The sequence below is a fragment of the Streptomyces sp. NPDC024017 genome, from assembly GCF_040638895.1.
Classification (GTDB): domain Bacteria; phylum Actinomycetota; class Actinomycetes; order Streptomycetales; family Streptomycetaceae; genus Streptomyces.
In genome coordinates, this window is the sequence record NZ_JBEZYZ010000026.1 from 1 (window position 1) to 18,336 (window position 18,336).

Genomic DNA, 18,336 nt, shown 5'->3' on the forward strand with positions numbered 1-18,336 from the left:
CACGTGCAGATGTGCTGCCGGTGCTCCTCCGCCAGGGTCATGGCCGCCTCGCCGGTGGGCGGCTCGTCCGCCGACATCAGGGCGCCGTAGCGCTGATGTTGCGCGGGCCGCCGCCGGCGGAGCCGTACGACCGGTACGTCAGTCCTTGATCTCGCACTCGTTGCCGAACGCGGGGTTGAGCAGCCCGATCACGTTGATCGAGTTGCCGCAGACGTTGGCGTTGATGTCGATGGGGATCTGGATGACGTTGCCGGAGAGAAAGCCGGGGCTGTCGGTGGCGATACCGACGGGGCCGTCGTTCGCGCTCGCCGTACCGGCGAAGGCCAGCAGGGCGGCACAGGCCAGGCCTGCCGCGGCAGTCACACGTGTGCGCATGGGTAAAGCTCCTGTCAGTCGCAGGGACACGTGTCTCCACCGTCACCCGGGGTGCGCCGACGCGACATCGGTGAGCGTCCGAACGGGGTGCGCGCGGTCCGGCGGGGCCGGGTTCGCGCTCTCCGGATGCACGCCGCGCTCCCGCGGGGAATGGTGATATCGGACCCGTTTTTCAGCACCGGGGCCGCACCAGCGATCCGGACCCTAGGAGCAGAGAACATGTCGACGTCAGAGCCCGCCGCATCCCGGCCGCCCGAGGACCGCACCACCCCGGACCGCCTGCTCCACACCAGCACCGGCACCGACGTGTCGCCGGAGGACCTCGTCCTCGCCTCGGGCAAGGACCTCACCCCGCACAACCTCGAGTGGGCCAGGCGCAAGCTGGCGGCGGAGGGGCCTGCCGCCCTCGAGAAGCTGCTGCCCTAGCCGAACCCCTTCGCACATACGGGAGGCCACCGGCCCGGCGCGGATGCGCCCGGGTGCGGTGGCCTCGCGCGTGCCGGCGTGACCTCACGCCGGCGGGCGGGTCACACCCTGCCGTCGTCCTCGGGCAGGGCGCTGTCGTCCTCCACCACGTGCACGGCGGCCTCCTCCGCGCCCGCGGCTCCGCCGTCGATGCCGACGTCGGACGCGACGGTCTCCTTCGTGGTGTCGGCGTGGGCGCCCTCGTCCGGGGCGACCAGGCGGCCGGCGCGGGCGGTGCCCGCCTCGGGGTCCACCGGTTCGCCGTCGCTGTCCGGGGTGTCCCCCACGCCGTCCCCGACGGGCTCGGCGGACACGTCGGGCACCTCCTGGGCCAGCCGTTCGTCGAGGGTCTCGCCCTCGTGTTGCTCGGCGGCGGTGGTGCCGCGCTTGGTGACGCCGAGGGGCTTCTCCGGCGGGGAGTAGCCCTCGTCGAGGGTGTCGTCGTACGTCCGTTCGTCGACGGCGTCCTGCAGGTCCAGCGGCGCGGCGTCCTCCTGCTCCTCGTTGGTCCCGGTGGGCTGGTACACGTCGTCCGCCATCGGTTCGGGGCGCATCGGTTCCGTGCCCATCACTCCTGCCTTCCTGTGGCGCTGCTCGACTCGTTCGTCTCTGCTGTCCGTTCCGCGTTTCCCGTTACGCGGGCTCTAACCTCGGCGGACGTCCCCCGGCCGGGAGGGTGCCCGAACGTCCGGCGGGCCAACGGGAGTTAAAACCCTGGGCGGCCCCGGACATTACCCACCGGTCAATCTTGAAAGCTCAAGGAGTCGGACTATCATCACTCGCACACACGGTGTGACCGGCTGCCGACGCGGCGGCAGCACGGTATCCACCACCCCTGTTTCATCGCCCCCGGTCCCGAGGCCACCCACCTCCGTCCGGCGGCGAGCTCCACCCCCACCCCCCAACGCCGGGACGGCCTGCCCGCCTCCGGTCGTGCACAAGTGAAAGCAGCGCATCCATGAGCTACAGCAGGGGCAGAGGGCTGCAGGCCAATGTCCTCAGCACGTTCGACACCGTGGTGATGGCGGTCGCCGGCAGCGCACCGGCGTATTCGCTGGCCGCGACCACCGCCGTCCTGGTCGGCGCGGTGGGGCCGGCCAGTCCGGCCGCCCTGCTGTACTGCGCGATACCCATGCTCGGCATCGCGCTGGCGTTCAGCTACCTCGGCCGGATCGACGTCAACGCGGGCGCCAGCTACTCGTGGGTGGGACGCACCCTGCATCCCTTCCTGGGCTTCATCAGCGGCTGGGCGCTGGTGATCTCGGCGACGATCTTCATGGTGGCCGGTTCACTGCCCGCCGGTTCGATGACGCTCGCGCTCTTCGACGACGAACTCGCGAACAACACCGCGCTGTCCACGGTGGTCGGTGCGGCCTGGTTCCTCATCATGCTGTGCGTGGTGCTCGGCGGCGCCCGGCTCACGGTCCGGGCCCAGCTGATCATGTCCGGTGTGGAGCTGGTCATCCTGGCGCTGTTCGCGGTGCTCGCCTTCTTCCACACGGGCAACGCCCGCGCCTTCGACTGGTCCTGGCTCGGCTTCTCCCACTTCGACGGCATGGCCGGTTTCGCGTCGGGCGCGCTCATCGCCGCGTTCTACTACTGGGGCTGGGACGTCACCAGCAACCTCAGCGAGGAGACCCGCAACAGCCGCCGTACGACGGGTCTCGCGGGCCTGATCGGGGTGGGCATCGTCTTCCTGCTGTTCGAGGTGTTCACCATCGCGGTGAACGTGATCCTGTCCTCCAAGCAGATCGAGGAGAACGACGCGAACGTGCTGGCGGTGCTCGGCGAGGAGGTCTGGCCGGGCTGGGGCGGCAAGCTGCTGATCGTGGCCGTGATGCTGTCCACCATCGCCACACTGGAGACGACGCTGATCCAGGTCACGCGCTCGCTGTTCGCGATGGGCCGGGACCGTACGATGCCGTCGGCGCTGGGCCGGGTGCACCGCCGCTGGAACACCCCCTGGGTGGCGATCGTCGTGGTCGGATCGGTGGCGCTGGTGATGTTCATCGCCTCCAACGCCCTGGGCTCGGTGGGCGACATCCTCTCCGACGCCATCTCGGCGATCGGCCTGCAGATCGCGGTCTACTACGGTCTCGCGGGGCTCGCGGTGGTCGTCGCGTACCGGAAGATGCTGCTGAAGTCCCCGGCCAACTTCCTCTTCGGCGGCCTGTGGCCGCTGTGCGGCGCCCTGTTCATGTTCTGGGTGTTCGTGGAGTCGCTGGGCGAGTTGAGCGGCACCGCGGTCACGATCGGCATCGGCGGCCTCGCGGTCGGGCTGATCCCGATGCTCTGGTACTGGCGGCAGGGCAGCGACTACTACCGGCCCGCGAAACTGGACGCCTCGCGCGCGGTCGAGACGGACTACGTCCCCGACGAACAGGACGCGCACGCCCGCGTCCACGAGGGTCTCTCCACCGACTTCTGAGGAGAACCCCGATGGCGCGAGGCAGTCTCAGACGTGGTTTCACTCCCGACTTCGACCCCGACTGCGGGGACACCGACCTCACCTCCGCCCGCCAGGACGTCGTGATCGGCCGCTGGCAGGGGCTGCGGGACCTGCTCGGCGCCACCGGCCACGACTGGGCGGCCCGGGGGCACCGGATCCGGCAGCTCGCGCAGGTGTGCGCGGGCAGTTCGACGGTGGAGTCCTGGCTTTCGGCGGACGCCCACAGCGCCGACGCGCTGGTGCTGCGGGCGGCGACGGAGACGGCCCGCACCTTCAACGTGGCCATCGCGGCGGGACGGGGCGTGCCGATCGACCGGCACCGCGTGGACGCCACGGTGCTGGCCTGCCTGACGGCGGCGGAGGCGTACCCGGAGGATCCGACACCGTGGGTGTCACTGATCTCCGTGGCGCGCCTGTACCCGTCGGGGGTACGCCGGCAGGAGCTGGGGCGCTGGTGGGACGAGTTGCACGGGCGCGACCCGTACAGCGTCGAGGGGCACCTGCAGGTGCTGCACTATTACTCGGCGCGCTGGCACGGCACGCACGGCCTGATGTACGACTTCGCCCGGGACGCGGCCGGGGTGGCACCGCCCGGCTGTCCGCTGCCGGTGCTGGTGCAGTACGCCCGGGTCGAGGAGTACCGCTTCGCCCTGGACGCGGCACAGGGCAGGCACTCCGCCGTGGGGCTCTCGCAGCACTGGAACCACGACGGTGCGGCGAGCGACCTGCGGCGGACCTGGCAGCGCTGGGTCATGGGCCGGACGGAGACCGGGATCGCGCCCGCCGAACTCCGCGACTTCAACTACCTGGCCCACGCGGCCTGCACGGCGGGTGCCAGGGACATCGCGGGCATCCTGCTGGGCATGCTGGGGTCCCGCGCGACCCGCACGCCGTGGTCGTACACGGGCGATGCGGAGAAGCAGATCGTCAAGTGGCGCAAGGAGCTGCGGCCGGGTGCGTGAGCTCCTGGCTGCAGCCTCCCTGCTGGGAGGGCGTCATGGCGCCGTGGGCCTCGCGCTCGCCTACGCCATGGCCGTCATGCACTGACGCCGCGCCCCGGCCCGGCCAGGTCCCCCGACCACTTCTCCTCGATGCGCCCGGCCCTCCACACCACCAGCGCCACCACCCACGTGGCGAAGAACAGGGCGACGACCACGTAGCCGAGGACGTTGAGGTCGAGACCGGAGATCCAGTCCCAGAAGGGGCCGTGCAGGCCCAACTGCCCGGCGAGGAGGCCGAGGAGTTCCACCGTGCCGATGAGGAGGGCCACGGCGACGGACAGGCCCGTGACGGTGAGGTTGTAGTAGACCTTGCGAACGGGCTTGGAGAAGGCCCAGCCGTAGGCGAAGTTCATGAACGAGCCGTCGATGGTGTCGAGGAGGCACATCCCCGCGGCGAACAGGACGGGCAGGCACAGGATCGCGTACCAGGGCAGGCCGGAGGCGGCGCCGGAGCCGGCCAGGACGAGGAGGGCGATCTCGGTGGCGGTGTCGAAGCCGAGGCCGAACAGCAGGCCCAGCGGGTACATGTGCCAGGGCTTGGACACCGACTTCATGACGCGGCCCAGCAGTCGGTTCATGAAGCCGCGGTTGTTCAGCTGCTCCTCCAGGGCGGCCTCGTCGTAGCGGCCGGAGCGCATGGCGCGGAACACCTTCCAGATGCCGGCCAGGATGACGAGGTTGATGCCCGCGATGAGGTAGAGGAACGCACCGGAGACGGCCGTGCCGATCAGGGCGGTGACGTCGTGCAGCGCGGAGCCGCCGTCGCGCACCGGGCCGGCCAGGGTCTTCACGCCGAGGGTGAGCAGGAAGGCCAGGACGAAGACGACGCTGGAGTGGCCGAGGGAGAACCAGAAGCCGACCGACAGCGGCCGCTGTCCCTCCCCCATCAGCTTGCGGGTGGTGTTGTCGATGGCGGCGATGTGGTCGGCGTCGAAGGCGTGCCGCATGCCGAGGGTGTACGCGGTGACGCCGATGCCGACGCCGAAGGTCTGCGTTCCCATGGTGCGGTGCTCGGGGGCGACGATCGCGACGAGGGTGAACCAGCCGATCACGTGCAGGGCCAGGACGAAGGCCACCATCCCCCCGACCCTGGTCCACTCCCGCCGCGTCATGGAGGTGCGGACGCGGTGCCAGGCCGTGCGCTGGGCGGGGGCCGGGGCGGGGAGGGGCGGAGTGGACTCAGGGGCGGCCGTCATCGGGGGGAAGGTCTTTCTGTCGGACTGACGGCTGCGGTGAACAGCCTCGTGCCATCCTCCGGCAGCTGCAAGTCATGTGCAGTAAAGCCCGTGACAGGTCTTGTCCATGGAACCGGAAACTCCGCCGGGCGGTCGTCCCCGCGGGCCGGTGTCAGGCCTCGGCGTGCGGTCCGTCCGGACGGGTGTGACGCCGCTCGACCATCTCGCGGCTGAGCTCCTCCGTCTCCGCCTCGGCCAGCCGCTCGAAGCCGTCCTCGGTGATGACCGAGACGATCGGGTAGATGCGGCGGGTGAGGTCGGGGCCGCCGGTCGCGGAGTCGTCGTCCGCCGCGTCGTACAGGGCCTGCAGGGCGGCCAGGGCCGCCTCGCGACGGGACATGCCCGGGCGGTAGAGCTTCTTCAACGCGCCCCGGGCGTACGGCGATCCGGAGCCTTCGGCGTGGAAGCCGAACTTCTCGTAGCGGCCGCCGACGACGTCGAAGGAGAAGATGCGGCCCTGCTCCCCCGCCGGGGCCGCGGGATCGTAGCCGGCGAGCAGCGGGACGACCGCGAGGCCCTGCATGGCCTGACCCAGGTTGTTCCGGATCATGGTGGCCAGCCGGGTCGCCTTCGCGGCGAGGGTCATGGGGATGCCCTCGATCTTCTCGAAGTGCGCCAGCTCGACCTGATACAGCTTCACCATGTCCACCGCGAGCCCGACAGTGCCCGCGAAGGCGACCGCGCAGTGGTCGTCGGCGGGGTGCACCTTCTCCAGGTCGCGCTGGGCGATCAGGTTGCCCATCGTCGCCCGCCGGTCGCCCGCGATCAGCACGCCGTCCCGGTAGGTGAGGGCCAGCACGGTCGTGCCGTGCGGGGCGCCCTCGGCCCGGACGCCGTCCGGAAGGACACGCCGGGTACTCAGCAGCTCGGGGCGGTGGGCCGCCAGGAAGTCGGTGAAGGACGAGGAGCCCGGAGTGAAGAACTCCTCCCCCAGCCTGCCCTCGTGGTCGCTCGCCGCCATGCCGTTCCCCCCTCGATCGTGACCGTCAACCGACTCCTACCTGAGCCGGACGGGCGGGAAACGTCACCTGAGGCGTCAGGAGCCCGGTGCGACACGCACGTCCAGGTCCGAGATCCGGTGGACGGGCCAGGAGCGGGCGTAGCGGGGCGGGGTGCCGCCGGCCGGTGCGAGGTGGGCGACCGGGAGACGGTCCGCGGTGCGCAGGATGCCGGCCACGGTGATGTTCTCGTTGTTCCCGGACGTCGCCCCCGAGGAGCAACCGGTGTAGTAGCCGATGGGGATGGCCTCGTGACCGGTGAGCAGACAAGGCGGGCGGACACCGAGCCGGTGCAGGGCGTCGGCGGTGCGGCCCCAGTCGCGTCTGCTCTCGATGTTGCGGGACACGGCGCCGTCCAGAACGGCGAGCTGCGCCGCGAGATGCCCGGCCAGGGCGAGCGCGACGAGTGGGGCGACCACCGGGCGCCATGTTCCACCTGGGCCTTTGACCAGGTACCACAGAGCGTCGGCGACCGGGAGCGCGAGCAGCGCGTAGGCCGGCTGGAGGAAGCGCGGGGCCGCGTACCCGATCATGAAGAGGTACGGCAGCGCGGCCGTGGTGGCGCAGGCCAGCGGGACCAGCGTCCGTCCCAGGCGCCGGGCCCGCCCCGCGACGACCAGCCCGAGGCCTGCCAGGACGGGCAGGGCGAACCACCAGAGGGTGACCAGCGGGGTGGGCATCGGCCCGGTGCACGGCCGGCACAGGGCCCGTCCGCCCAGGCTGCGCAGCTGGTCGTCGACGGCGATCTGCCAGCCCAGTCCGCCCTGGATCCGGGACGCCTCCGCCAGCCGCGCCCCCAGGCCGCCGTGGCCCGCGTACGCCTCGATCACCCATGGCACGGCGCCCGCCGCGAGACCCGCGGCGAGCACGAGGAGGAGTCGCCAGTGGCGGCGCACCAGGGCGAGGACGAGCAGCGGCACTGCGACGTAGACCGCGTCGGTCGGACGCATCCACGCCATGAGTGCGGCACCCGCCGCGACACCCCACAGGACCACCGAGGCGGAACGTTCCGCCCGGGCCCGCAGGAAGCAACCGACGCTGATCAGGGCGCCGATCGCGACCCAGTAGTTGGGCATGGCCTGCGGACCGTAGAAGAGGGTCATCCACAGGGAGGCGAAGAGAGCCCCGCCGACGACCAGGACCCGGGTCGGAAACAGGCCCCGCCAGGCGCGCAGGGCCAGGTAGAGGGCGAGGCCGGACAGCAGGGCGAGGTAGACGCGCAGCAGCGGGACGGACGACGACCAGGACGCGACGGGCGCGACCAGCAGCGAGACGCCGCGGGAGCGGGGGGCGCTGAAGAAGGCCGCGGGGTGGTGGGAGGTGACCTGGCTGACATAGACGATCTCGTCCCAGCCGAGGCCAAGGACGGGCCGGACCAGAGCGAGCTGCGCGACGGTGAAGACGGCGGCCACGGCGGCGAGGGGCAGGTTGCCGCGCGGCCTGCGGATGGTGCGCGGCCCGGCCGTCCGTGCACGTCTTCGCCGTCGGACGAGGATGGCGTTCGCGCCATCAGCCATGTTCCGCCCCTTACCCCGTTGATCGAAAACACGATCAAGCTAACCCGCGGGGCGGGGGTGTGCAGGGCGGAACTCGGCCAAGTGACTGACCCGGGAGCGTGGGTCAGCGGGCGTTCGGGGCGCGGTGCGGGGGCTGGCTCGGGGCCGGGCGGTGGGTCAGCTCGGGAATGGGCCGCGTGACGGGGGCGTCCTCGCTCACCGTGAGCTCGGTGCCGTGGTGCCGGATGGTCAGGGGCATGCCGGAGTTCAGGCTGTACGTGGCCCGGTCGCCGGTCAGTTCCACGCGCAGGCACCGGCCGAGGAAGCCCACCGTGAAGGCGAGCCGGCTGTAGCGCTCGGGCAGGCGGGGTGCGAACCGCAGGGCGCCGTCGCTGCACCGCATGCCGCCGAAGCCGGCGACCAGCGCCATCCAGGTACCGGCCAGCGAGGCGATGTGCAGCCCGTCGCGGGTGTTGTGCTCCAGGTCGCCGAGATCCATCAGCGCGGCCTCGGCCGTGTAGTCGACGGCCAGGTCGAGATGGCCTGCCCGGGCGGCCATGACGGCCTGGACGCAGGCGGACAGAGAGGAGTCGCGGACGGTCAGCGGCTCGTAGTAGGCGAAGTTGCGGGCGATCTGCTCCTCGTCGAAGTACTCCTCGAAGAACGCGCCGCAGGTGTACATCGCCAGCACCAGGTCCGCCTGCTTGATGACCTGCTTGCGGTACAGGTCGAAGTAGGGGAAGTGGAGCATCAGGGGGTACTGGTCCGGGCCGGTGCGCTCGAAGTCCCAGCGCTGGTAGCGGGTGAAGCCGGCGTGCTGCTCGTGCACGCCGAGTTCCTCGTTGTACGGGATGTTCATGGCCTCGGCGGCGTCCCGCCAGGCGGCCCGCTCCTCCTCGTCGGCGCCGAGCCGCGCGGCCTCGTCGGGGTGGCGTTTGCAGGCGTCGGCGGCGGCCAGCAGGTTCGCCCGGGCCATGAGGTTGGTGTACGTGTTGTCGTCGGCGATGGCGCTGTACTCGTCCGGACCGGTGACGCCGTCGATGTGGAAGGTGCCCCGGTCGTCGTGGTGGCCGAGGGAGCGCCACAGCCGGGCGGTCTCCACCAGCAGCTCCACGCCGACCTCGCGTTCGAAGGTCTCGTCGCCGGTGACGGCCACGTACCGCACGACGGCGTCGGCGATGTCGGCGCCCACGTGGAAGGCCGCGGTGCCGGCCGGCCAGTACGCGGAGCCCTCCGAGCCCTCGATGGTGCGCCAGGGGAACGCGGCGCCCCGCAAGCCGAGCTGGACGGCGCGTTCCCGGGCCGCGGGCAGGGTGTCGAGGCGCCAGCGCAGGGCCTCGGCTGCGGACTTCGGGGCGGTGTAGGTCAGCAGCGGCAGCACGAACGCCTCGGTGTCCCAGAAGGCGTGGCCGTCGTAGCCGGAGCCGGTGAGTCCCTTGGCGGGGATGGCGCGCTGTTCGGCGCGGGCGCCGGCCTGCAGGACGTGGAAGAGGGCGAAGCGGACGGCCTGCTGGATCTCCTCGTCGCCGTCGATCTCGACGTCGGCGCGCGCCCAGAAGTCGTCGAGGTAGGCCCGCTGGTCCTCGAGAAGCCCCTGCCAGCCGCTGTGCCCGGCCGCCGCCAGGGCCGCCTCGACCTGATCGCTCATGGCGGGCCGGGAGCGGACGCCGGACCAGCCGTGCGCGACCAGCTTCTCCACGCGCAGCCGCTCCCCCGGTTCCAGCACGGAGGTGACGGTCAGCCGGGCCACGTCCACGTTGCTCTCGCTGCTCGTGGTGGTCCGTTCGGGGCCGGTGACGGTGTGGTCGGCGGCCACGGCCACCCTGAGGCCGCTGCGGCGGGTGCGGTGGACCAGGCGCAGCCGGCTGTCCGAGGCGAGGTCCTCCTCCGGCTCCAGTGGTGACTTCAGCGCCTTGGCGGCGCGCGGGTCGCCGTCCGGCTCGGGCAGGCTCTCGTTGGCGACGAGTTCCGACTGGACGACCACGCGGGTCCGGCTGTCGACGGGCTCGACCTCGTACGCCACGGCGGCTATCGCGCGCTGGGTGAGGGACACCAGCCGCGTGGAGCGCACCCGGACGGTCGAGCCGGCCGGGGAGGTCCATTCGCAGACCCGCTCCAGGACGCCCCGCCGCAGGTCGAGGGTCCGCTCGTGGGTGACGAGCCGCCCGTAGCGCAGGTCGAACGGCTCGTCGTCGACCAGGAGCCGCAGCACCTTGCCGTTGGTGACGTTGATGGAGGTCTGGCCGGACTCGGGGTAGCCGTAGCCGGCCTCGGCGTAGGGCAGCGGGTGCAGTTCGTGGACGCCGTTGAGGTAGGAGCCGGGCAGGCCGTGCGGTTCGCCCTCGTCGAGGTTGCCGCGCCAGCCGACGTGGCCGTTGGACAGGGCGAAGACCGACTCGCTCTGCGCCAGGACGTCGAGGTTGAGTTCCGACTCGCGTACGGTCCAGGGCTCGACGCTGTAGGCCCGCTGTGTGATCACTCCGTGTCCCCCAGTTCGGCGAGGTCCTTCACCACGATGTCGGCGCCGTGCCGGTACAGCGCGTCGGTCTGTCCGACCCGGTCGACGCCGACGACGTACCCGAAACGGCCCGCGCGGCCCGCGTCCATACCCGCCAGGGCGTCCTCGAAGACGGCCGCTTCGGCCGGCTCGACGCCCAGGTCCTCGGCGGCGGCCAGGAACGTGTCGGGGCGCGGCTTGCCGGGAAGCTTGCGCTCGGCGGCGACCACACCGTCGATGCGTACGTCGAAGAAGTGCTCGGCGCCGATCGAGCGGAGCACGTCACGGCAGTTGGCGCTGGAGGAGACGATCGCGGTGCTGAGTCCGTGGGCCCGGACGGCCTCCAGATAGCGCAGGGTGCCCTCATAGGCCTCGACGCCGTCGGTGCGGATCTTCTCGAGGACCAGCTCGTTCTTGCGATTGCCGAGTCCGTGCACGGTCTCGGCTCCGGGTGGGTCGTCGGGGTCGCCGTCGGGCAGGTCGATCCCCCGGGAGCCGAGGAAGGTGCGCACCCCGTCGGCGCGTGGTCGCCCGTCGACGTACTCGTCGTAGTCCGCCGCCTCGAACGGCCGGAAGTCCGCTCCGTCGCGCTCGCGCAGGAAGGCGTCGAACATCTCCTTCCAGGCGGCCGCGTGCACGACCGCCGTCTTGGTGACGACGCCGTCGAGGTCGAACAGACAGGCGTGGATGTCTTCGGGAAGACCGAGCTGCGTCATACAGGACCGGTTCCCCACCGGGAGATGTTCCAGTGAGTGGCGCACGCCACATGGGCCCGGCACGCGAGTTCACACCCGGGCGCGGGTGACACACTCTCCTCTGTGCCGCTCACCTTCGACGACCTCGTCCTCCGCGCCCGCGCCCTCCCCCGGGGCGGACGGCGCGCGATCCTCGGCATCGCGGGCAGCCCCGGCGCGGGCAAGTCGACACTCGCCGAGCACCTGGTGCGGGAGCTGAACGGCACCGGTGCCCCCTGGGTCGCACACGTCCCCATGGACGGCTTCCACCTCGCAGACGCCGAACTGGAGCGCCTCGGCAGGCGGGACCGCAAGGGCGCGCCCGACACGTTCGACGCGGCCGGGTACGCGGCGCTGCTGGGGCGGCTGCGCGAGGAGACGTACGACGACGTCGTGTACGCGCCCGGCTTCGAACGCGTCCTGGAGCAGCCGCTCGCGGGTGCGATCCCGGTGCCTCCCACGGCCCGTCTGGTCATCACCGAGGGCAACTACCTGCTCCTGACCACCGGCGCCTGGTCCCGCGTCCGCCCGCTCCTCGACGAGGCGTGGTTCTGCGAGGTGCCCGAGCGCGAGCGGGTCCGCCGACTGGTCGCCCGCCACGAGGAGTTCGGCAAGACGCACGAGGAGGCGGCGGCCTGGGTGTCCCGCTCGGACGAGCGCAACGCGGAACTGGTCGCGACGACCCGGGGGCAGGCCGACCTGGTGGTGCCGGAGTCGGCCCTGCCGCGCGTCGAGGCCTGAACATGGGGTTGGACATCACGGTGCTGGCGGTCGACTGGGAGCGCCTCGAAAGCACACCGTTCGAGGAGCGGTACGCGCTGCTCGAGGATGCCGCGCTGCCCGAGGACGACCTCGACCGGTACGCGGAGCCGCGGCGGGGCTGGGTGTGGCCCGCGGCGCCGACTGTCCCCTGGTGCGGCCGGTACGAGTTCCACAGCACCACCGGCTCCTACAAACCGCACTTCTGGGCGGGGCAGGCATGGGAAGACGTACGGGAGCATGCCGGACCGGAGCCCCGCGAGCACCTGGACGCGTTCCTGCGGGACCTGATCTGGGACACGGACACCGAGGACGCCTCGGTCTCCGGGCTGTTCCCCGCGGACACCGACCCCTGGCACCGTCGGCTGCTGCTCGCCTGCCCGCCCGCGACCGTGTCCGCACTGGCCGGGCACTGGGTACGGGCCGAGCCCCTGCTGGAGGGCCTGCGCGAACCGTACGGCATGCACGCCGCCTGCCCAGGGCGGTGGATCGAGGACTTCGACGAGTTCTCGGTGCTGCTGCGGGAGTGGGGTGTGGTGGTGACCGGGGCGGAACGACGCGGTTGGGGACTGGTCGGCCTGCCCCTGTGACGCCCGGGCCCCGGCCTCAGGCGTCCACGGCCAGCCGCACGCCCAGCCCGACCAGGACCGCGCCCGAGATCTGCTCCATGCGGCGCCGTACGGACGGCCGCCGCAGCACGCCCCCCACGCGCCCGGCCAGCCACACCACCGGCAGGTACCAGACCAGGTCCACCAGGGCCCAGATCACCGAGAGGAGGAGCAGGGTGGGCAGGACGGCGGCGCCCTCGGGCACGAACTGCGGCAGGAACGAGACGGCGAACAGTCCCGCCTTCGGGTTGGCGGCGTTGGTGACCAGCCCCTGCCAGTACGACCGCCGCAGCGAGACCGAGGCCGATGCGGCGGGTTCCGCTGCCGCCCCGGCCCTGCGCCGCGCCTGCCACAGTGCACGTGCACCCATCCACACCAGCACGGCGGCACCGGCGATCCGGATGACGTCGTAGGCGATCTGCGAGGCCAGCAGCAGCGCGGAGAGGCCGAAGGCCGCGGCGAGTCCCCACAGCAGCACGCCGCACTCGTTGCCCAGTACCGCGGCCATTCCGGTCCTGCGGCCGTCGGCCACCGACCGGCGCAGGATCACGACGGTGCTCGGGCCGGGGGCCATGGCGATCAGGAAGGCGGCGCCGATGAACGCGATGAGGGAGGTCGACACCGCGTCAGGATCGTCGAGTTCACCTGTCGCCACAAGCCGTATCCCGGCCCCGCCGCGATGAGGCATGATCTGCGCATGATCAGGTACGCCACCGTGAACGACGTCCCCGAGATCCGGGCGATGATCCGCGAACTCGCCGCGTACGAACGGGCCGTCGAGCAGGCCCGGGCCACCGAGGAGCAACTGCGCGAGGCGCTGTTCGGTGCGGACCCGGCCGCCTTCGCGCTGATCGCCGAGGACGACGCCACGGGCGAGGTCATGGGCTACGCCTTGTGGTTCCCGCGCTTCTCGACCTGGACGGGCACGCGGGGTATGCACCTGGAGGACCTGTACGTACGCCCGCAGGCGCGGGGCGCGGGGCACGGCAAGGCCCTGCTCGCGGCTCTCGCCGCGACCTGCCGGAGCAACGGATACGACCGCTTCGAGTGGTGGGTCCTGGCCTGGAACACGCCGACGATCGACTTCTACAAGTCACTCGGGGTGGAGCTCCTGGAGGAGTGGAAGGTGTGCCGGCTCAGCGGTGATCCTCTCGGCGAACTAGCCGCCCAGGCACCGGCTGTCGTGCACCCGGCCGCCGAGGCGCGGGAGGGAGACCCGTGCGACCCCCTGTGACCGAGGTGATCGAGGCCCACCGTGTGCTGGCCCGCCTGGTCGCCCCGCTCGACGACGCGCAGGTCCGTGCGGCGTCCGCCCTTCCGGGCTGGTCGCGCGGACACGTCCTGGCCCATCTCACCGACAACGCCCGGATGTTCGCCCGTCTCGCGGAACACGCCCTGCGCGGGGAGCTCGTGCCCGCCTACGACGGCGGCGTGGACGAGCGCAACGCGATCATCGACGCCGACGCGGGCCGTGACGCCGCGGGGCACCGCGCCGAACTCGCCGCCCGCACGGACGAGCTGGAGGCGGTCTGGGAGCGCGTCGGCGACGCCGACTGGAGCCGTCCGGTCACGTTTCGCGACGCGGACGTCTCGGCGACCGTCTTCGCCCGCTGGCGCGAGGTGTGGATCCACTTGGTCGACCTGGACCTCGGTGTCCGGCCGGCGGACTGGCCGGTGGAACTGGCCTGCCACGCCGTCGACTTCCTGCTCTGCCGACTGCCGGCCGGCACGCGGGTGCGGGCCGAGGACGTGCCCCGGGAATGGTCCGTCGGCGACGGTCCCGGTCAGGTGGTCGGCGGACCGGTGCGCGACCTGGCCGCCTGGATGGCCGGGCGCGCTCCCGCCGTCCTGCCCGTGGCGGCTCAGGCGCTGCCCGACCTCGGTCCGTGGCCGCCCCACCCACCGCCGATCCCTGGGTGAGGTACGGAAAGGCCACCTCACGCGGACAGCGTGAGCTCCGGTTCCCCGGCGGCGTCGCCCGCCGGATCCCCGATGACGGCCGTGAACGCCTCGGTGCGGACCCTCAGGCCCGTACCGTCGCGTTCGAATGCCGGTGTGAAGGCGCTGTCGTGCGGGCCGTAGCGGACGGCGAAGACATGCAGGTCCTCGGGGGCGCCGGGGGCCGGTCCGGCCTCCAGGGCCGTCGAGGCGACCAGGTGGCGCCAGCCCTCGTCGGGGTTGCCGTAGCCGCGGGGGTCGGCGGCCAGGGCGAAGGCGGCCTGCTCCTGCGTGAGGTCCGTGCGGGCGTCGAAGTGGTGCGGGTCGTCCGGGGCCGGGTGGGTCAGACGCAGGTCACCGGCCGACGTCACCCGGGGTTCGGCGGTCCTGCGGACGCGGTCCCCGTCGTCGGCGGCGTACGGCAGGCCGGCCAGCAGGTACGGCGTGCCCGGGAGGCGTTCCACCGCGACCGTCGTCCACAGGGTCGTGCCGTCGGTGACGTACAGGGACTGGACGTGGCGCAGCACGTGGTCGCGGCCGACCACCGGCTTGGTGACCAGCTTCGCCCTCAGACCCTCCGCTGCCACGTCCCGGACACGGACCTCACCCATCGGGCGGCACATCAGGAAGCCGTCGGTGACCGGGCCGAAGCCGTGCTGGCGGTTCACCGCGGCCGGCAGGTAGTACGTGCCCGCGGCCTCGACGAGGGACGGGGTCATGCGGCTGTCGAAGGCCACCGACACCGAGCCCGCGCGGAGCTGGTGACGGGCCGGAGCCGCTGACGGGGTGCGGTGCCAGCGCGTGGTGTCCTGGATCTGCCAGACGAGCATCCACGCGAAGTGGCCGTCGACCCCGCCGTCGGCCTTGCACGCGTGCCGGGCCCAGCGGCTGTCACCCCGGTAGCGGCCCAGGTCGGAGCCGATGCGGGCACCGAAGTAGCGCAGGCCCAGGACCGACTCGAACGCGGAGTGCTGCTCGCTGTAGCGGGGGCCGCCGTTGTCGAAGCCGCCGCCCGTGAGGCGGGCGTCGAGGTAGCGGGCGAGAGCGTCGCCGTCCTCGGCGAAGATCTCCTCGCCGCTGACCCGGTGGGCCTGCGCGAGGAACGACAGGGAGATCGGGCCGTAGTTGTTGTCGTAGGCGCCGCCGTGCTCGGGCGGCAGGAGCGCGCCCCGGTCGGCGACCCGGTGGGCGCGGATCTCGTCCTCGTACAGCCGCAGGGCCTCCCGCCGCACCGGGTCGCCCTGGGCGGGCGGCAGGTACCGGGCCAGCATCAGGCCGCCGACGATGCAGCCGATGGCCTGGTTGCCCGCCTCCTGCGGGTTGAAGAACGTCACTTCCGTCAGCCAGCGCCAGTAGCCGTGCGCCACCTCGACCAGCCGTGTGCGCTGCGCGTCGTCGACGAGGCCGTCCGCCGCGTCCAGCACGTTGACCGCCTGGAGCAGCGCCCACACCGTGCTCGGCCAGTCGCCGATGGGGTGCGCGCCGGCCGCCAGGGTGTAACGGGCGTACGGGAGACCGGAGTTGCGCAACCGCAGGTTGGGATAGCCCGGGTTGTCCTCGGTGTACACCCGCTCGTCCAGGTGGAAGGCGAGGGTGCGGCGCACCGCGTCGGGCAGCCGCGGGTCCTTGCCCCGCTGCCAGGCGAGGGCCAGCAGCGAGGTGACGCCGAGGGACGTGTCGCCGATGTCGTCGACGCAGTCGGGGTGTTCGAGGTTGCCCTCCGGCGTCATGCGGGCCAGTGCCTGCTCGGTGACGTCGGCGAGGACGGCGTCGTACGACTCCGGGGTGTCCGGGAGGTCGTGCAACGGGCCGCGCTGGTGAGGGAGGTGCGTGGGCACGGTCAGTCCTTCAGTCCGGCGTTGATGTCGGCGTTCATGACGTAACGCTGGAACACCAGGAAGACGACGATCAGAGGGACCATGGAGATGACCGATCCGCCGAGCACCACCGACCAGTTGATGTTCTGCGCCCCGACGAGGCTCTGGATGCCGATCTGCACGGTGAACTTTTCGGGGTCGTTGAGCATCAGCAGCGGCCAGATGTAGTCGTTCCACCGCCACTGGAACGACAGGATGGCGAGCGTCAGCATGATGGGCCGGGAGATCGGCACCATGATCCGCAGGAAGATCGACAGTTCGCGGGCGCCGTCGATGCGGGCGGCCTCGATGAGCTCGTCGGGGACCGTCAGGAAGAACTGGCGGAACATGAAGCACCCGGTCGCGGTGAGCACGGCCGGGAGGATGATGCCGGCGAGCGAGTTGTAGAGGCCGAGGTCGCGGACCACGAGGAACTGCGGGGCGAGCATGACCTCGGACGGCAGCATCGTGGTGGCCAGGATGCCGACGAAGAAGACCTTGAGCCACTTGTTGTCGTACTTGGCCAGCGCGTACCCGGTGCAGCAGCTGACGCCCACCGTGAGGATCGTCGCGATCACACACACGATGGTCGTGTTGATGAAGTACTGGGAGAAGTTGGCGCTGTCCCACGCCGCCTTGTAACCCGACACCGTGGGGTCTTCCGGAAACAGCGTCAGCGGAAGGGAGAACAGGTCTCCCGCCGGCTTGAAGGAACTGAGTACGAACCACAGCACCGGCAGCCCGTAGAGGGCCGCCAGGACCCAGAGCAGTGTCGTCGCGGGCACCGCGCGCCGGAACCCACCACTGGCCGCGCCGCCGAGCCGCTTCTTGGGAACAGCCCGCCCGGACCCGGAGTCGACCTTGCGTGGCATGTCTGTGGTTGTCATCGGTTCTCCACCCGCCGGTTGACGATCAGCTGCATGAACGCGACGGCCATCAGGATGAGCATGAGCACGAACGACGCGGCGCTCGCGTAGCCGATCTGGCCCGACTTGAAGCCGGTCTGGTAGATGTACTGGACAAGCAGGTTGTTCGACGTTCCGGGTCCGCCGTTGTTGAGGGAGGCGAACAGCGGGTATTCCTTCATCCCGTGGATCGTGTTGAGCAGGATGACGATGAAGGACGTCGGCGCGATGCTCGGCAGGGTGATGCTGAAGAACTGGCGCCACGGACCGGCGCCGTCGAGCGCGGCCGCCTCGTAGTACGACGTCGGTACGTTCTTGATCGCCGCGATGAACAGCAGCATCGAGAAGCCCGTCCAGGCCCAGGATGCCGCCACCACGACCACGATCAGTGACAGGTCCGCGTTCGACTGCCACGGAACGGCGCTTCCGCCGACCTTCTCGATGAGGTAGTTGACCAGTCCGAAGTTCTCGCCGAACAGCCACCGCCACAGGACACCCACGACGATGGGCGACAGAAGCCACGGGATGAAGAAGAAGACGCGGGCGACCGACACGCCCTTGGCGTGCTTGCTCACCAGCACGTTGGCGATGAGCAGCGAGAACACGAAGTTCAGCGGAACGAAGAGCACGGTGTACAGCAGCGTCCGGGTCAGCGCGTCGAAGAAGGTGGAGTCCCCGAACAGGTTGCTGTAGTTGTCCAGTCCGACGAACTGGAACGCCCCTACGCCCGTGTAGTTCGTGAAGGAGTAGACAAGCCCGATCACCGCCGGCCAGAGGAAGAACAGCGCGAAGAGCACGACATTGGCCGCGATGAGGACGAGCGGCGCAAGGGTGTACTTACTGCGGCTCCTGGGCGGGCTCGCGGACACGTCCGGGGCGCGTTTGGTCATCTTCCTGACTCCGTGCTGGTGGAATGGGTTCCTACAGGGCTCAGGCCATGAGCCCGGCATCGCGTGGGTCTCGATTTGTCAGACAGACCCTGGGCCGGGCGGCGGTGTCTCGACCTCGCCGCCCGGCTCT

The 18,336-nt window shown here is 71.2% G+C and carries 18 protein-coding genes and 1 pseudogene; 7 read left to right on the forward strand and 12 right to left on the reverse strand.

Going from position 1 to position 18,336, the window contains the following annotated elements; translation table 11 throughout:
* Together AB0G20_RS38680 and AB0G20_RS38685 are read right to left on the reverse strand one after the other, a co-directional pair.
* Nucleotides 1-95: pseudogene (locus AB0G20_RS38680) on the reverse strand (MerR family transcriptional regulator); the annotation flags it as partial.
* A 43-nt stretch (nt 96-138) separates the two neighbouring features.
* Complete coding sequence (locus AB0G20_RS38685) at nt 139-375, reverse strand: chaplin (protein ID WP_361311364.1); 237 nt, start codon at nt 373-375, stop codon at nt 139-141.
* A 219-nt stretch (nt 376-594) separates the two neighbouring features.
* Between AB0G20_RS38685 and AB0G20_RS38690 the strand changes: the two genes are divergently transcribed.
* A complete protein-coding gene (locus AB0G20_RS38690) occupies nt 595-801 on the forward strand; it encodes a hypothetical protein (RefSeq protein WP_361311366.1) in 207 nt (68 codons plus the stop codon).
* Between the two features lie 101 nt (nt 802-902).
* Here the strand turns inward: AB0G20_RS38690 and AB0G20_RS38695 are convergent, their stop codons facing one another.
* Entirely contained in the window at nt 903-1,394 is a 492-nt protein-coding gene (locus AB0G20_RS38695; RefSeq protein ID WP_361311501.1) for a DUF5709 domain-containing protein, read from the reverse strand.
* Nucleotides 1,395-1,798: 404 nt separating this feature from the next.
* Here AB0G20_RS38695 and AB0G20_RS38700 point away from each other — a divergent pair, with 404 nt between their 5' ends.
* Together AB0G20_RS38700 and AB0G20_RS38705 are read left to right on the forward strand one after the other, a co-directional pair.
* Nucleotides 1,799-3,268 (forward strand): APC family permease, encoded by a 1,470-nt coding sequence (locus tag AB0G20_RS38700; RefSeq protein WP_361311369.1) that lies wholly within the window; start codon nt 1,799-1,801, stop codon nt 3,266-3,268.
* A gap of 11 nt (nt 3,269-3,279) precedes the next feature.
* Nucleotides 3,280-4,251 carry a hypothetical protein gene (locus AB0G20_RS38705; protein ID WP_361311371.1) on the forward strand — a complete coding sequence of 324 codons (972 nt, stop codon included), beginning with the start codon at nt 3,280-3,282 and terminating at the stop codon, nt 4,249-4,251.
* Nucleotides 4,252-4,325: 74 nt separating this feature from the next.
* Here the strand turns inward: AB0G20_RS38705 and AB0G20_RS38710 are convergent, their stop codons facing one another.
* The 5 genes from AB0G20_RS38710 to AB0G20_RS38730 form a co-directional block, all read right to left on the reverse strand.
* A complete protein-coding gene (locus AB0G20_RS38710) occupies nt 4,326-5,486 on the reverse strand; it encodes a HoxN/HupN/NixA family nickel/cobalt transporter (RefSeq protein WP_361311373.1) in 1,161 nt (386 codons plus the stop codon).
* Between the two features lie 151 nt (nt 5,487-5,637).
* Complete coding sequence (gene prcB, locus AB0G20_RS38715) at nt 5,638-6,486, reverse strand: proteasome subunit beta (protein ID WP_361311375.1); 849 nt, start codon at nt 6,484-6,486, stop codon at nt 5,638-5,640.
* Nucleotides 6,487-6,561: 75 nt separating this feature from the next.
* Nucleotides 6,562-8,040 carry a hypothetical protein gene (locus AB0G20_RS38720; RefSeq protein WP_361311377.1) on the reverse strand — a complete coding sequence of 493 codons (1,479 nt, stop codon included), beginning with the start codon at nt 8,038-8,040 and terminating at the stop codon, nt 6,562-6,564.
* 103 nt (nt 8,041-8,143) lie between these two features.
* Nucleotides 8,144-10,498 carry a glycosyl hydrolase family 65 protein gene (locus tag AB0G20_RS38725; protein WP_361311380.1) on the reverse strand — a complete coding sequence of 785 codons (2,355 nt, stop codon included), beginning with the start codon at nt 10,496-10,498 and terminating at the stop codon, nt 8,144-8,146.
* The gene (locus AB0G20_RS38730; RefSeq protein ID WP_361311383.1) at nt 10,495-11,232 is read right to left on the reverse strand and encodes a beta-phosphoglucomutase family hydrolase; all 738 of its coding nucleotides are present in this window, start codon (nt 11,230-11,232) and stop codon (nt 10,495-10,497) included. The genes AB0G20_RS38725 and AB0G20_RS38730 overlap by 4 nt, the downstream gene beginning before the upstream one ends.
* A 102-nt stretch (nt 11,233-11,334) precedes the next feature.
* Here AB0G20_RS38730 and AB0G20_RS38735 point away from each other — a divergent pair, with 102 nt between their 5' ends.
* Together AB0G20_RS38735 and AB0G20_RS38740 are read left to right on the forward strand one after the other, a co-directional pair.
* Nucleotides 11,335-11,991 (forward strand): nucleoside/nucleotide kinase family protein, encoded by a 657-nt coding sequence (locus AB0G20_RS38735; RefSeq protein ID WP_361311386.1) that lies wholly within the window; start codon nt 11,335-11,337, stop codon nt 11,989-11,991.
* 2 nt (nt 11,992-11,993) lie between these two features.
* Nucleotides 11,994-12,599, forward strand: coding sequence for a hypothetical protein (locus tag AB0G20_RS38740; RefSeq protein WP_361311388.1), 606 nt, complete (start codon nt 11,994-11,996; stop codon nt 12,597-12,599).
* A 16-nt stretch (nt 12,600-12,615) separates the two neighbouring features.
* On the opposite strand, the gene AB0G20_RS38745 is transcribed toward AB0G20_RS38740, so the two are convergent.
* Entirely contained in the window at nt 12,616-13,239 is a 624-nt protein-coding gene (locus AB0G20_RS38745; protein ID WP_361311390.1) for a LysE family translocator, read from the reverse strand.
* Nucleotides 13,240-13,314: 75 nt separating this feature from the next.
* Here AB0G20_RS38745 and AB0G20_RS38750 point away from each other — a divergent pair, with 75 nt between their 5' ends.
* Together AB0G20_RS38750 and AB0G20_RS38755 are read left to right on the forward strand one after the other, a co-directional pair.
* Nucleotides 13,315-13,851, forward strand: a complete 537-nt coding sequence (locus AB0G20_RS38750) for a GNAT family N-acetyltransferase (protein WP_361311392.1) — start codon at nt 13,315-13,317, stop codon at nt 13,849-13,851.
* Nucleotides 13,836-14,537: a maleylpyruvate isomerase family mycothiol-dependent enzyme gene (locus AB0G20_RS38755; protein WP_361311394.1), complete on the forward strand. Its 702-nt coding sequence runs from the start codon at nt 13,836-13,838 to the stop codon at nt 14,535-14,537. The genes AB0G20_RS38750 and AB0G20_RS38755 overlap by 16 nt, the downstream gene beginning before the upstream one ends.
* Before the next feature lie 17 nt (nt 14,538-14,554).
* Here the strand turns inward: AB0G20_RS38755 and AB0G20_RS38760 are convergent, their stop codons facing one another.
* Genes AB0G20_RS38760 through AB0G20_RS38770 form a run of 3 tightly spaced genes read right to left on the reverse strand, consistent with a single transcriptional unit; the run spans nt 14,555 to nt 18,206 of the window.
* Nucleotides 14,555-16,393: a hypothetical protein gene (locus tag AB0G20_RS38760; protein WP_361311396.1), complete on the reverse strand. Its 1,839-nt coding sequence runs from the start codon at nt 16,391-16,393 to the stop codon at nt 14,555-14,557.
* Nucleotides 16,394-16,395: 2 nt separating this feature from the next.
* Nucleotides 16,396-17,298, reverse strand: a complete 903-nt coding sequence (locus AB0G20_RS38765) for a carbohydrate ABC transporter permease (protein ID WP_361311399.1) — start codon at nt 17,296-17,298, stop codon at nt 16,396-16,398.
* Nucleotides 17,295-18,206, reverse strand: coding sequence for a sugar ABC transporter permease (locus tag AB0G20_RS38770; RefSeq protein WP_059421278.1), 912 nt, complete (start codon nt 18,204-18,206; stop codon nt 17,295-17,297). The genes AB0G20_RS38765 and AB0G20_RS38770 overlap by 4 nt, the downstream gene beginning before the upstream one ends.
* Nucleotides 18,207-18,336 lie beyond the last annotated feature (130 nt).